Raw genomic sequence first — 11,316 nt, 5'->3', positions numbered from 1 at the left:
ATGCCGCCGGCCCGTCTGCGGTGGGCCGGGTCGGCACGCTCGTCCTACCCAAGACCCTCATGCGGCTCCGCACAAGGGTGCATATCGGGACGTTCCCGCTCGGTAATCTCCGCGATCGGCTGGTTTCCGGGGGCTTTCCCCGTCGTTCGCCGGTCCGGGAACTCCGTTGCACCACCTCTCCAGCATCACCCAGGATTCCTGCATGAGCACGACGGGGAAGACCACGCGACGCGCGGTCATGGCGTCCACGGGGGCGGCGCCATGAGCGCGCGCCTGCGGGACATCGCACAGCGGACCGAGCAGATCGTCGCGGCCGGGTCCTACCGCACGCCCGACGGCCGCGAGGTGTCCGTCGCGGCGGCGGCCGAGGCGGCCGCGGACGGCACGCGCATGTACGGCCCGGGGCCCGTCCAGCCGCCTCCGTTCGCCCCGGTGCGGACGGTCTTCGAGGTCACCGGAGAGAGCAGCCTGGAGGCCGCCCGGCGGCTCGGCGGCGGGGCCGCCGTGCTCAACTTCGCCTCCGCGCGCAACCCGGGCGGCGGCTACCTCGACGGCGCCCAGGCGCAGGAGGAGGCGCTGTGCCGGGCCTCCGCCCTCTACACCTGCCTGCTGCGGGCCCGCGAGTTCTACGACCACCACCGCGCCCACCGCGACCCGTTCTACACGGACCGCGTCATCCACTCGCCCGCCGTCCCCGTCTTCCGTGACGACCGCGGACGCCTGCTGGACGAGCCGTACACGGCCGGTTTCCTCACCTGCGCCGCGCCGAACGCCGGGGTGGTGCTGCGCACGGCCCCGGAGCGCGCCGCCGAACTGCCCGCCGCCCTCGCCGCGCGCGCCGAGCGGGTGCTGGAGACGGCCGCCGCCCACGGCTACCGGCGGCTGGTGCTCGGCGCCTGGGGCTGCGGGGTGTTCCGCAACGACCCCGCCCAGGTGGCGGGCGCGTTCCGGACGCTGCTCGGGCCCGGGGAACGGTTCGCCGGAGCCTTCGAGCGGGTGACGTTCGGCATCCTGGACCGCACCCCGGGGGGCACCGTCCGCCAGGCGTTCGACCGCGCCTTCCCCGAGGGCGCGGGGCGTCCCGGTCAGCGCCAGCCGTAGCGCTCCCGCAGCCGCTGCCGTACGAGATCGAAGCGCGTCCGGTCCAGGGCGCAGGCCTCGCGGCGCATACCGGCGTCGTGCAGGCGCAGCACCCGGTCCACGCCGACCCAGGAGTCGCGCCCGGAGCGGTCCCACGGACCGCTCCCGATCGCGATCCACGCCCGCTCCCCCTCGTGCCGCTTGCTGGACAGCCGCACCGCCAGCACGGTCCCGGTCGCCTCCCGGGCCACGACGAGCACCGGCCGGTCCTTGCCCCGGCCGTCAGCTTCCTCGAAGGGCACCCACGTCCAGACGATCTCGCCCGGATCGGGGTCGCCGTCGTGCGCGGGGGAGTACTCGGTACGCACCTGGCCCACCTCCCGGGGGTCGGCCTCGGTGGTGGCGGCGGGACCGTAACGGCCCGGGACGGTCCCGCCGCTGTCGACGTCGTCGGTGAAGGCGCTCACGGCCGTACCGTACGGGACGGTTCCGCGCGGACGCGCGGGGCCCGCCTCGCCCGCGCCGGTTCGGCGCCGGCCGCGATCCAGTGGCAGGCTGACCGACGGGCCCCGCTCCCGCCCCCGGAGGCCCCGGGCTCTCCGGGGCCCCGGTCACCGACCGTCCGAGCCGGCACGAGTTCAGAAAGCGACGTCATGACCGACCACCTCACCGTGAGCGTCCTGGGCACCGGCATCATGGGTGCCGCGATGGCCCGCAACCTCGCCCGCGCCGGACACACCGTCCGCGCCTGGAACCGCAGCCGGGACAAGGCCGAGCCGCTGGCCGCCGACGGCGCGCACGTCGCCGACGGCCCGGACGACGCCGTGCGCGGCGCCGACGTCGTCCTCACGATGCTGTACGACGGCCCGGCCGCCCTCGACGTGATGCGGCGGGCCGCGCCCGGTCTGCGTCCCGGCACCGTGTGGGCGCAGTCGACCACCGCGGGCGTCGACGCGGTCGCCGACCTGGCGGCCTTCGCCCACGAGCACGGCCTCGTCTTCTTCGACGCCCCCGTCCTCGGCACCCGTGAGCCCGCGGAGGCCGGCCGGCTGCTGGTGCTGGCGGCGGGTCCGAGCCAGGCGCGGGACAAGGTGGCGCCCGTGTTCGACGCCGTCGGCTCCCGCACCGTGTGGACCGGCGAGGACGGCGGGGCCGGCAGCGCGACCCGCCTGAAGCTGGTGGCCAACAGCTGGGTCCTCGCCGCCACCAACGCGGTCGGCGAGGTGCTGTCGCTCGCCAAGGCGCTGGGCGTGGACCCGGACGGTTTCTTCGACGCCATCGCAGGCGGCCCGCTCGACATGGGTTATCTGCGCGCCAAGGCCGGCCTGATCCGCGACGGCGCGCTGAGTCCGGCGCAGTTCGCGGTCACGACCGCCGAGAAGGACGCCCGCCTGATCGTCGAGGCCGGCGAGGCGAACGGCGTCCGTCTGGACCTCGCCGCGGCCGGTGCGGAACGCCTGGCCAGGGCCGCGGCCCTGGGGCACGGCGACGAGGACATGGCGGCGGCCTACTTCGCCAGTTTCGAGGACAGGCCGTCCGACTGAGCCCGTCCGGGGTACCGGGTGCACGAGCGACCGGAACGCCGGCGACCGGTCCCGGTCCCGGCCCGCACCACAACCCAGAGGAGTCCGCATGTCCAAGCCGCCGCTGCCGCCCGAGGCCGTCGAACTGCTGCGCCGCCCCAACCCGTGCGTCATGGCCACCCTCCGCCCGGACGGTGCCCCCGTCTCCACGCCCACCTGGTACGTGTGGGACGACGACGGCCGGGTGCTGATCAACCTCGACGCCGGGCGCGTACGCCTGCGACACCTGCGCCGCGACCCGCGAGTCACCCTCACCGTCCTGGCGGGCGACGACTGGTACACGCACGTCACCCTCATCGGCCGCGTCGCCGAGACGCGCGACGACGAGGACCTCGCCGGCATCGACCGTCTCTCCCGGCACTACACGGGCAACCCGTACCCGAACCGGGACCGTCCCCGGGTCAGCGCCTGGATCGAGGTGGAGCGCTGGCACGGCTGGGGCGCCATGAAGGACAGCGATCAGAGCGGCTGAGCCGGGGACACGGGGCGGGCACGGGCGTACGATCCCTGCGCGGCATCGCGTGCCGGTCACCGTCCGGGTGAGGCATGGAGGTGCCGCGGAGATGCCCGTGGAGGCATTGACCCGTCCTCGCCGTTGAACGGCGTCACGGAGGACGTGCCCGGGGCCTGCTGACCGGCCTCCGCGGGGCCCGTCGCCGGACCGTTGTCAGCCCCCTTCCGCATACCGGTGGCCTCGAGAGCGCCGGACGTGAGGGGAACGGGGCCGTGCGGACGCGGACGCCGGCGGACCCGCCGCGTGCCGTGCCCGGCGCCCTCTTCGCCGCCGCGGTCGCTCACGGCACCGGCCACCAGGTCCTGTTCGCCGAGGCCCGACGGCGCTTCCCGGACCTGGACCGGGACACGTCACCGTGGGCCTGACGGGCGGCGGGCGGGCGTCACCCGTCCCCGGCAGGCCCCGCCGCGGACGGACCGGCCGCTCGGTCCCGCCGCGGCAGCAGCAGCGGGGTCGCCAGCAGCAGCACCCCCGCGAGCGCGACCGCCGTACGCGTTCCGGTCAGGCCAGCCAGCAGGCCCCACACCGCGGTCAGCGCCGCGGTCGTCAGCTTGCCGCTGATCGTCCAGGCGGACAGGGTGCGCGCCACCCGGTCCGCAGGGGTCGACTCCAGCCGACGGGTGGCGTACACCGGGTTGTACACGGCCACGGAGGTGATGAGCCCGAACTCGACGGCCATCACCAGGACCAGCCCCCCGGTGCCCGGGCCGACGAAGGCCAGGCCCACGGGCCAGCACACGCGCAGCGTCCCGCTGGTGACCAGCACCCGGTACTCCCCGTAGCGCGCCACGAGCGGGCGGGCGAGCCGCGAGCCGATCAGACCGCCGAGGCACGGCACCGCGAACGCGAGACCGTACTGCCAGGGCGCGAAGCCCAGCTCACTCAGCATGAGCACGGCCAGCAGCGGCGCCGTCGCCATGATCAGTCCGTTGACCAGGACCGTGTTGAGGAACAGCGGGCGCAGACCCGGGGAGGCGAGCACGTAACGCCAGCCGTCCAGCAGGTCGCCCGCCCGCAACCGGGGCGCCTTCGCGCGCGGGGGCGGCTCCCCGCCCCCGATCGCGCGGATCCCCAGCGCCGAGAGGAGATGGCTGACGGCGTCGACCGCCACGGTCACCACCGGCCCGAAGAACCCGACCGCGGCCCCGCCGACCGGGGGACCGAGCATGGTCGCGGTCCAGGCCGTCGCCTCGAACCGGCCGTTCGCGGTCAGCAGGTCCCGCGGCCGCACCAGTGCCTTGAGACAGGAACCGGCGGCGGCCCTGAACGTGATGTCTGCCGCGGCCACGACGACCGACACGACCAGCAGCTGGGCGAAGCCGAGCCGTCCGAGGGCGAACGCGAGCGGCACGCTCAGCAGCACCGCGCACCGGACCAGGTCCATCGCGACCATCACCGGCCGCTTGCGCCGGAACTCCACCCACGGTCCCAAGGGCACGGCCACCACCGCGCCCACCGCGAGACCGGCCGCCGCGAGCGCCGCCACCCGGGCCGGCCCGGCGTCCAGCACCACGACCGCGATCAACGGAAAGGCGTCGAAGGCGAGTCGCGTGCCGAACGTGCTGACCGCGTACGCGGCCCACAGCCAGCCGAACCCCCGCCCCAGCGAACCGCTGCCCACCACGCTCGACTCGACCGCACCCGACTCCGTCACGCCCGCCATCCAAGCGAGCCGGGGCCCGGTCGATCAAACAACCGGCCGGGCGCCACGTACAACCAGCCGTTGTGTGCCGGATGCCGTTACCTCAGCGCACGCCCTACCGCGTCAGCAGCTTCCGCAGCGCCCCGGCGACCTCGTCCGGCGCCTCCTCCGCCATGAAGTGGCCGCAGCCGACGGTCAGGTGCCGCAGGTCCGGGGCCCACGCCCGCCACAGCGCGGCGGCGTCGTAACCGAGAGCGGCGCCCCAGTCCTGCTGGAGGACGGTCACCGGCATCCGCAGCCGGTTGCCGCTGTCCCGGTCCGCCCGGTCGTGTTCGACGTCGATACCGGCCGAGGCCCGGTAGTCGGCCACGATCGAGGGCACCGCCTCCCGGGACGCCCTGAGGTAGGCGTCGCGTACACCGGCGGGCAGGGCGTCCGGGTCCCGGGTCCAGAGATCCAGGAAGTGACCGAAGAACGCGTCCGGCGCGGCACCGATCAGCTGCTCCGGCAGGCCCGGCGGCTGCGCCATGAGATACAGGTGGAAGCCCACCGCCGCCGTCGTACCGTGCAGGACGTCCCACATGTCCAGGGTGGGCAGCACGTCCAGCGCGGCCAGATGCGTCACCGCGTCGGGACGGTCGAGCCCGGCGCGCACCGCGACGAGCGCGCCCCGGTCGTGACCGGCCAGCGCGAAGCGCTCGTGCCCCAGCTCCCGGGCCAGGGCGACCACGTCGGCTGCCATGGCCCGCTTGGCGTACACGGTGCCGTCCGGGTCGGCGGGCTTGTCGCTGGCGCCGTAGCCGCGCAGGTCGGGGCAGATGACCGTGTGGTCGGCCGCGAGGTCGGCGGCGACGTGCCGCCACATCAGATGGGTCTGGGGAAAGCCGTGCAGCAGCACGACCGGGCTGCCGGTGCCGCCGACGGCCACGTGCAGGCCGATGCCGTCGGTGACCGTGACGCGGTCGTGGGTGAAGCCCGGGATGGTGGGTTCCATGGCTGGTCTGTGCCTCTCTCTGGTCACAACACGTCGGTGACGCCCTCGAGCCTGCCGCCCGCGAATCAGCAACCGATCAGCAACCGGTCGGCACGCGTACCGTGGTGATCGCACGGGCGGTGGCGGATCGGAGCGGACGGAACATGGAAGCGGTCACGTTCGGTGTGCTCGGAGCGGTGACCGCCGGGCGCGGCGGTCATGCGCTCGCCCTCAGGGGCCCCCGGCACCGCGCCGTCCTGGCCCGGCTGGTCCTGGCCCGGCGGCGGGTCGTCCCGGTCGCCCGCCTCGTCGAAGACCTGTGGGACGCACCGCCGCCGCGGGCCGTGGGAGCCGTGCGCACCTTCGTCGGGGACCTGCGCCGCGCCCTGGAACCCGACCGTCCGCCGCGCGCCCCGGCCCGGCTCCTGGTCACGGAGGGCCCGGGGTACGCCCTGCGCGCGGCGCCGGACGGCGTGGACGCGTGGCGTTTCGAGGCCGCGGTCGCGGAGGCTGACCGGCTGCCGGCCGCACAGGCCCCCGGCCGGCTGCGGGCGGCCCTGGAGGAGTGGCGGGGCCCCGCCTACGCCGAGTTCGCCGCGGACGCGTGGGCCAGGGGCGAGCGCTCCCGGCTCACCGAACTGCGGCTGAGCGCCGTCGAACGCCGGGCGGAGCTGCTCGTCGGCCTCGGCCGCGCCGCCGAGGCGGTCCCCGACCTGGACGCGCACCTCGCCGGGCATCCCTGGCGCGAGGAGGCCTGGCGGCTGCTCGCCCTCGCCCTGTACCGGACCGGACGCCAGGCGGACGCCCTCGCCGTGCTGCGCCGGGCCCGTGCCCTGCTGGCCGGACAGCTGGGCGTCGACCCGGGGCCCCGGCTGCGCCGGCTGGAGGCCGGCATCCTCGCCCAGGATCCGCGGCTGGACCCGCCCGGCGAGCCGGCGGAGGCGGCGGCCCGGCTGTGGGTCCGGGCGACCGAGGCCTACGACCGCACCGTCGCCGCCGGTGCCCACGCCCGCCTGGAATCCACCGTCGGCCTGCTGCGGAGCCTCGCGGTCACCGGCGGCGGCGGACTGGAGGCGGCCCGGGAACACCGGATGGCGGCGATCACGGCGGCGGAGGAGACGGGCGACGCGGAACTGACGGCGCGGGTGATCGGCGCCTACGACGTGCCCGCCAACTGGACCCGCAGCGACGATCCCGGACTGGCCGGTCGGGTCGTCGCGGCGGCCGAACGGACCCTCGCCGCTCTGCCGGAGGATCCCGCCGCCGACGCGGCGCGCTGCCGTCTGCTCGCCACCGTCGCCCTGGAGTCGCGGGGTGTGCGGACGCCGCGCGGACCGCGGGCGGCCGCCGAGGCCGAGCGCATCGCCCGCCGCCTGGACGACCCCGCGCTGCTCGCGTTCGCCCTCAACGGCGTCTTCATGCAGTCCTGCACCCGCGCCGGACTGGCCCCGCGCCGCGACGCGACCGGCGTCGAACTCGTCGCCCTGGGCACCCGGCACGGCCTGGTCAACTACGCGGTTCTCGGCCACCTGATCCGGCTCCAGGCGCGCTCGGCCCTCGCCGACCTCGCCGCCGCCGACGAGCACGCGAGGGCCGTCGAGCATCTCGCCGAAAGGCACGAACGGCCGCTCGTGGCCGTCTTCACCGCGTGGTACCTGGCCCTGCGCGAGGCCGTATCCGGCAGCTCCCACGACAGCGCGGAGGCCGCCTGCCGATCGGCCGCCGAGCGGCTCGACGGCGCGGGCATGCCGGGCCTGGAACGCGGACTCCTGCCGCTCGCCCTGCTCGGCCTGCGCCTGGCCCACGGCCGCCCGGCGGAGGCCGACCGGGGGGCGGACTGGGGGCCCTACCGTCCCTGGGCCGAGCCGTTCGCCCTCCTGGCCGAAGGCCGTCGCACCGAGGCCCGAGGCGCCCTGCGGGCCCTTCCCGAACCGCCGCCCGACCTCCTCTACGAGGCCCTGTGCTGCGCCGAGGCGGCGGTCGCCCTCGAACTCGGCGACCGCCCGGCGCTTCGGCGCACGTACGGGAGGCTGCTGCCCGCGTCCGGTGAACTCGCGGGTGCGGGCAGCGGCTTGCTCACCTTCGGGCCGGTCGACGGATGGCTCGACGCGATCCGCCGGGCACTGGAGGCGTGAGGACGGCGCGGCATGGCGGACATGCATGGCGGCGCGGCATGGCGGCATGGCGGCGCGGCCCGGCGGCATGGCGGCGTGGCCGTCGTGCGCTCCGACACGGTCGCGCGGTGCCTCGGCCCCTCGTCACCGTGCGGGGCGGCCGGGGGGACGCCGACCGGGGTTGTCCCGGCCCGCGCCGGGTACCCGCCGGCCCATGAAGTGGCAGCAGGTTCAGGACGGTCCGTCCGCGGTGTACGTGGTGGTGCTCGACCCCGGCGAGGACGCGGTCGCCGAACTCACCGCCTTCGCCCGTGACCGGTCGCTCGGGGCCTCCCAGGTGACCGCCGTGGGCGCCTTCTCACAGGCGGTGGTCGGCTGGTTCGACCGGCAGGCCAAGGACTACCGGCGGATCCCGGTGGAGGAGCAGTGCGAGGTGCTGTCCCTCATCGGGGACATCGCCGTCGCCGACGACGGGGCGACCCCGCACCTGCACGCCGTACTGGGCCTCTCCGACGGCTCCACCCGTGGTGGCCACCTGCTGTCCGGCCGGGTCTCGCCGACGCTCGAGGTCGTCGTGCGGGACAGCCCGGCCGAGCTGGCCAAGACCCACCGTCCCGACGTCGGCCTGGCCCTGATCGACCTCGGCTGAGCCGGTCCGCACGGACACCGGCACCACCGCCCGCCAGGAGGAACGGCATGAGCGACCGACGCCGTCCGCAGCGGTCCACGCGGCCCGCCCCGCCCGCGCGGTCCGGCGCCGTCGGCCGCCCCGCCCCGCACACCGGCACCGAACCGGTGCGCGCGCGGAGCGCGCTGCGGCTCAGGCTGCTGCTTTCGGCGGTCTTCCTGCCGCTGTTCCTCGCGGGAGCCGCGTTCTTCGGCGTCTGGGCCGCCGGCACCGGCGCGGGCGGCAGCCCGGGGCGCGGCATGCTCGTGGTCATCGCCGTCGTGTGCGGAGCGCTCGCCCTGCTGGCGGGGGCCGACGTGCTGGTGGTGGCCCGCCGGCTGCGAAGCGAACGCGGCACCGCCGCCCCGTACTGAGCCGAGCGACGGGACCCCGGCCGCGCGGGTTGTGGACGCCGACCGGACAGGCGCCGTGCGCGATCACGTCCGGGAATGCGCGCGCCGCCGGCATGCCGTGGCCGGTCAGCTGGTGGTCGCCGAGCACCCGGCCCTCCCGTGCGCCGATGTGCGTGCCGCTCCGCACCGCGTACGACCCCTCGAAACCCGGCACGCGGGTGCGCGGGAGCGGTCGATCCGCGCCAGTCGGTGCCGGGCCGTGCACTCGGCGCGGGTGAGGTCCCGTACGAGCTGGTCCACCTGTCCTACGGCCTGTCGGTCGTCCTGGGCTTCATCGGCGTCAAGCTGGTGCTGCACGCCCTGCACGAGTCCGGCGCGCACGTGCCCGAGACCGGCATCCCGTTCTCGCTCGGCTTCATCGTGCTGGTCCTCGCGGTCACCACGGCGACGAGCCTGTGGGCCACCAGGCGCGACGAGCGGGCGTGACGCCTACTCGGCCGGCTCCTGGGTGCCGAGGACGGTGAGCAGGGCGAGCCGCTCGGCGTCCTCGGTGCCCGGCTCGGCCGTGTAGACCATGATCCGCAGATCGCTGCCGGCCACGCCGAGCACGTCACAGTCCAGGGTGACCGGCCCCGCCCGCGGATGGTCCACGGTCTTGCGGGCCGCCTCGTGCCGGCCTACCGCGTCCGCCCGCCACAGTTCGGCGAACCGCTCGCTGCGGGCGCGCAGCTCCGCGACCAGCCGGCCGAGCCGCCGGTCGGCGGGGTAGCGGGCGGCGGTGGCCCGCAGGTCCGAGACGAGTGCCGCCTCGAAGGCGCGGCGTGCCCGCGGTGTGTACCGGACCCGGCTGCCCGGACCGACGAAGTTGCGCCACACGCCGTTGCGCTCCGGACCGTGCCACCCGGACGGGTCGCCCATCAGCGCCGCGTAGGGCGGGTTGGCGAGCAGCAGCGTCCACGCGGCGTCGTACACGGCCACCGGGGTGCCGGCCAGGCGGTCGAGGAGCCGGTGGACGCTCGGCGGGATGTACGCGGGGACCGTCTCGGGCCCCGGCGGCACCAGCCCGGCCAGCCGGAACAGATGCGCGCGCTCCTCGGCGGGCAGCCGCAGCGCGCGTACGAGGGCTTCGACGACCTGTGCCGACGGGTTGGCCGCCCGGCCCTGTTCGAGGCGCGTGACGTAGTCGACGGAGATACCGGCCAGCAGGGCCAGCTCCTCGCGCCGCAGCCCCGCCGCCCGCCGGTGCCCACCCGCGGGCAGCCCGGCCGCCTCGGGAGAGACCCGGTCCCTGCGCAGCCGCAACGCCCGCCCGAACTCCGTGTCCGTCATGCCCCCCAGTGAACACCGCGGGCGTCCCGTCTTCCTGGTACCCCTGGTCCCGGGAAGACGGGACCCTGGCTGCTCGCGCCGCCGCGCCGCAGGCTGGGTTCCATGACGACCACACTGATCACCGGAGCCAACAAGGGCCTCGGCTTCGAGACGGCCCGCCGCCTCGTCGCCGCCGGCCACACCGTCTACGCCGCCGCCCGCGACGCCGAACGCGGCCGCCGGGCCGCCGGGGAACTGGGCGCGCGGCCCCTCGTCCTCGACGTCACCGACGACGCCTCCGTCGCCGCCGCCGTGCGGACCGTGGCCGCCGACGGCGGCCTCGATGTGCTGGTCAACAACGCCGGCATCGAACAGCGCGGTGAGCACAACACCGTGACCGGCGCGGACGGCACGACCGCCGACCTGCTGCGCACCGTCTTCGAGACCAACGTCTTCGGCCTGGTACGCGTGACCCACGCCTTTCTGCCGCTGCTGCGCCGCTCCGCCGCGCCCGTCGTGGTCAACGTCAGCAGCGGCCTGGCCTCGCTGACCGGACTGACCTCGCCGGAAACCCCGGGCTACGGCTACCCGGGCCTCGCCTACCCGGCGTCGAAGACCGCGGTCAACGCGCTGACCGTGCAGTACGCGAAGGCGTTCCCCGGGATGCGGATCAACGCGGTTGAGCCCGGCTTCACCTCGACCGACCTGAACGGCAACACCGGTACGCAGACCGTCGCCCAGGGCTCCGAGGTCATCGTCCGGATGGCCCGGCTGGACCCGGAAGGACCCACCGGGAGCTACGTCGACGCGGCGGGTCCGCTGCCCTGGTAGCGCGTCAGCGGCCCGCCGGGGCGGGTCCGCCGCGCGAGACCACGCGGGTGCCGTGGCCGTCGACGACGCGGGCCTGGAGCGAACCGCAGGCGCACCGGGTCCACAGGGCGCCGCCGGCTCCGGTCGGGTGGGCGGACACCACCTGGAAGGGGTCGGCACCGTCGGGCCACCCGCAGTGCGGGCAGACGACACCGGTCGTGCTGGGCATGGCGACTCCTCGTGGCTCGGCGATACGGGGGAAGGCCGGTGCG

General features: G+C 75.7%; 14 protein-coding genes and 1 pseudogene. 9 read left to right on the top strand and 6 right to left on the bottom strand.

Features of this window, described 5'->3' with window-relative positions; translation table 11 throughout:
* Positions 1–261: 261 nt before the first annotated feature.
* Complete coding sequence (locus tag ACGFYH_RS13360; RefSeq protein ID WP_393803258.1) at positions 262–1,101, top strand: TIGR02452 family protein; 840 nt, start codon at positions 262–264, stop codon at positions 1,099–1,101.
* On the opposite strand, the gene ACGFYH_RS13355 is transcribed toward ACGFYH_RS13360, so the two are convergent.
* Positions 1,086–1,547: a type II toxin-antitoxin system PemK/MazF family toxin gene (locus ACGFYH_RS13355; RefSeq protein WP_393803257.1), complete on the bottom strand. Its 462-nt coding sequence runs from the start codon at positions 1,545–1,547 to the stop codon at positions 1,086–1,088. The genes ACGFYH_RS13360 and ACGFYH_RS13355 overlap by 16 nt on opposite strands.
* A 186-nt stretch (positions 1,548–1,733) precedes the next feature.
* Here ACGFYH_RS13355 and ACGFYH_RS13350 point away from each other — a divergent pair, with 186 nt between their 5' ends.
* The 3 genes from ACGFYH_RS13350 to ACGFYH_RS13340 all read left to right on the top strand — a co-directional run bounded on the left by ACGFYH_RS13350 (position 1,734) and on the right by ACGFYH_RS13340 (position 3,542).
* Complete coding sequence (locus ACGFYH_RS13350) at positions 1,734–2,624, top strand: NAD(P)-dependent oxidoreductase (protein ID WP_393803256.1); 891 nt, start codon at positions 1,734–1,736, stop codon at positions 2,622–2,624.
* Positions 2,625–2,712: 88 nt separating this feature from the next.
* Positions 2,713–3,135: a PPOX class F420-dependent oxidoreductase gene (locus ACGFYH_RS13345; protein WP_393803255.1), complete on the top strand. Its 423-nt coding sequence runs from the start codon at positions 2,713–2,715 to the stop codon at positions 3,133–3,135.
* Between the two features lie 254 nt (positions 3,136–3,389).
* Positions 3,390–3,542, top strand: coding sequence for a hypothetical protein (locus tag ACGFYH_RS13340; protein WP_393803254.1), 153 nt, complete (start codon positions 3,390–3,392; stop codon positions 3,540–3,542).
* 17 nt (positions 3,543–3,559) lie between these two features.
* On the opposite strand, the gene ACGFYH_RS13335 is transcribed toward ACGFYH_RS13340, so the two are convergent.
* On the bottom strand, positions 3,560–4,840 hold the full coding sequence (locus tag ACGFYH_RS13335; protein ID WP_393803253.1) for an MFS transporter: 1,281 nt from the start codon (positions 4,838–4,840) through the stop codon (positions 3,560–3,562).
* Between the two features lie 94 nt (positions 4,841–4,934).
* A complete protein-coding gene (locus ACGFYH_RS13330; protein ID WP_393803252.1) occupies positions 4,935–5,813 on the bottom strand; it encodes an alpha/beta fold hydrolase in 879 nt (292 codons plus the stop codon).
* Positions 5,814–5,956: 143 nt separating this feature from the next.
* On the opposite strand from ACGFYH_RS13330, the gene ACGFYH_RS13325 reads away from it, so the two are divergent.
* The 3 genes from ACGFYH_RS13325 to ACGFYH_RS13315 all read left to right on the top strand — a co-directional run bounded on the left by ACGFYH_RS13325 (position 5,957) and on the right by ACGFYH_RS13315 (position 8,947).
* Positions 5,957–7,927, top strand: a complete 1,971-nt coding sequence (locus ACGFYH_RS13325; protein ID WP_393803251.1) for a BTAD domain-containing putative transcriptional regulator — start codon at positions 5,957–5,959, stop codon at positions 7,925–7,927.
* Positions 7,928–8,120: 193 nt separating this feature from the next.
* Positions 8,121–8,555 carry a PPC domain-containing DNA-binding protein gene (locus ACGFYH_RS13320; protein WP_393803250.1) on the top strand — a complete coding sequence of 145 codons (435 nt, stop codon included), beginning with the start codon at positions 8,121–8,123 and terminating at the stop codon, positions 8,553–8,555.
* A gap of 47 nt (positions 8,556–8,602) precedes the next feature.
* A complete protein-coding gene (locus tag ACGFYH_RS13315) occupies positions 8,603–8,947 on the top strand; it encodes a DUF6343 family protein (RefSeq protein ID WP_393803249.1) in 345 nt (114 codons plus the stop codon).
* Here the strand turns inward: ACGFYH_RS13315 and ACGFYH_RS13310 are convergent.
* Complete coding sequence (locus ACGFYH_RS13310; protein ID WP_393803343.1) at positions 8,844–9,113, bottom strand: hypothetical protein; 270 nt, start codon at positions 9,111–9,113, stop codon at positions 8,844–8,846. The genes ACGFYH_RS13315 and ACGFYH_RS13310 overlap by 104 nt on opposite strands.
* A gap of 101 nt (positions 9,114–9,214) precedes the next feature.
* On the opposite strand from ACGFYH_RS13310, the pseudogene ACGFYH_RS13305 reads away from it, so the two are divergent.
* A pseudogene (locus ACGFYH_RS13305) lies at positions 9,215–9,412 on the top strand (TerC family protein); the annotation flags it as partial.
* A gap of 3 nt (positions 9,413–9,415) precedes the next feature.
* Here ACGFYH_RS13305 and ACGFYH_RS13300 read toward each other — a convergent pair.
* Complete coding sequence (locus tag ACGFYH_RS13300; RefSeq protein WP_393803248.1) at positions 9,416–10,255, bottom strand: helix-turn-helix transcriptional regulator; 840 nt, start codon at positions 10,253–10,255, stop codon at positions 9,416–9,418.
* Positions 10,256–10,357: 102 nt separating this feature from the next.
* On the opposite strand from ACGFYH_RS13300, the gene ACGFYH_RS13295 reads away from it, so the two are divergent.
* Positions 10,358–11,065, top strand: coding sequence for an SDR family NAD(P)-dependent oxidoreductase (locus ACGFYH_RS13295; protein WP_393803247.1), 708 nt, complete (start codon positions 10,358–10,360; stop codon positions 11,063–11,065).
* Positions 11,066–11,069: 4 nt separating this feature from the next.
* Here ACGFYH_RS13295 and ACGFYH_RS13290 read toward each other — a convergent pair whose 3' ends face one another.
* Positions 11,070–11,273: a hypothetical protein gene (locus ACGFYH_RS13290; protein ID WP_393803246.1), complete on the bottom strand. Its 204-nt coding sequence runs from the start codon at positions 11,271–11,273 to the stop codon at positions 11,070–11,072.
* Positions 11,274–11,316 lie beyond the last annotated feature (43 nt).

This window comes from Streptomyces sp. NPDC048392 (assembly GCF_043200575.1).
Taxonomy (GTDB): domain Bacteria; phylum Actinomycetota; class Actinomycetes; order Streptomycetales; family Streptomycetaceae; genus Streptomyces.
Note: the sequence above shows the minus strand (reverse complement) of the source record. Positions and strands in the feature narration are given on the sequence as shown.

What these genes read in the sequence shown, in the direction of transcription:
- ACGFYH_RS13360 (WP_393803258.1), top strand. Translation starts at nt 262, where the DNA reads ATGAGCGCGCGCCTGCGGGACATCGCACAGCGGACCGAGCAGATCGTC.
- ACGFYH_RS13350 (WP_393803256.1), top strand. Translation starts at nt 1,734, where the DNA reads ATGACCGACCACCTCACCGTGAGCGTCCTGGGCACCGGCATCATGGGT.
- ACGFYH_RS13345 (WP_393803255.1), top strand. Translation starts at nt 2,713, where the DNA reads ATGTCCAAGCCGCCGCTGCCGCCCGAGGCCGTCGAACTGCTGCGCCGC.
- ACGFYH_RS13335 (WP_393803253.1), bottom strand. Translation starts at nt 4,840, where the DNA reads ATGGCGGGCGTGACGGAGTCGGGTGCGGTCGAGTCGAGCGTGGTGGGC.
- ACGFYH_RS13330 (WP_393803252.1), bottom strand. Translation starts at nt 5,813, where the DNA reads ATGGAACCCACCATCCCGGGCTTCACCCACGACCGCGTCACGGTCACC.
- ACGFYH_RS13325 (WP_393803251.1), top strand. Translation starts at nt 5,957, where the DNA reads ATGGAAGCGGTCACGTTCGGTGTGCTCGGAGCGGTGACCGCCGGGCGC.
- ACGFYH_RS13320 (WP_393803250.1), top strand. Translation starts at nt 8,121, where the DNA reads ATGAAGTGGCAGCAGGTTCAGGACGGTCCGTCCGCGGTGTACGTGGTG.
- ACGFYH_RS13315 (WP_393803249.1), top strand. Translation starts at nt 8,603, where the DNA reads ATGAGCGACCGACGCCGTCCGCAGCGGTCCACGCGGCCCGCCCCGCCC.
- ACGFYH_RS13300 (WP_393803248.1), bottom strand. Translation starts at nt 10,255, where the DNA reads ATGACGGACACGGAGTTCGGGCGGGCGTTGCGGCTGCGCAGGGACCGG.
- ACGFYH_RS13295 (WP_393803247.1), top strand. Translation starts at nt 10,358, where the DNA reads ATGACGACCACACTGATCACCGGAGCCAACAAGGGCCTCGGCTTCGAG.
- ACGFYH_RS13290 (WP_393803246.1), bottom strand. Translation starts at nt 11,273, where the DNA reads ATGCCCAGCACGACCGGTGTCGTCTGCCCGCACTGCGGGTGGCCCGAC.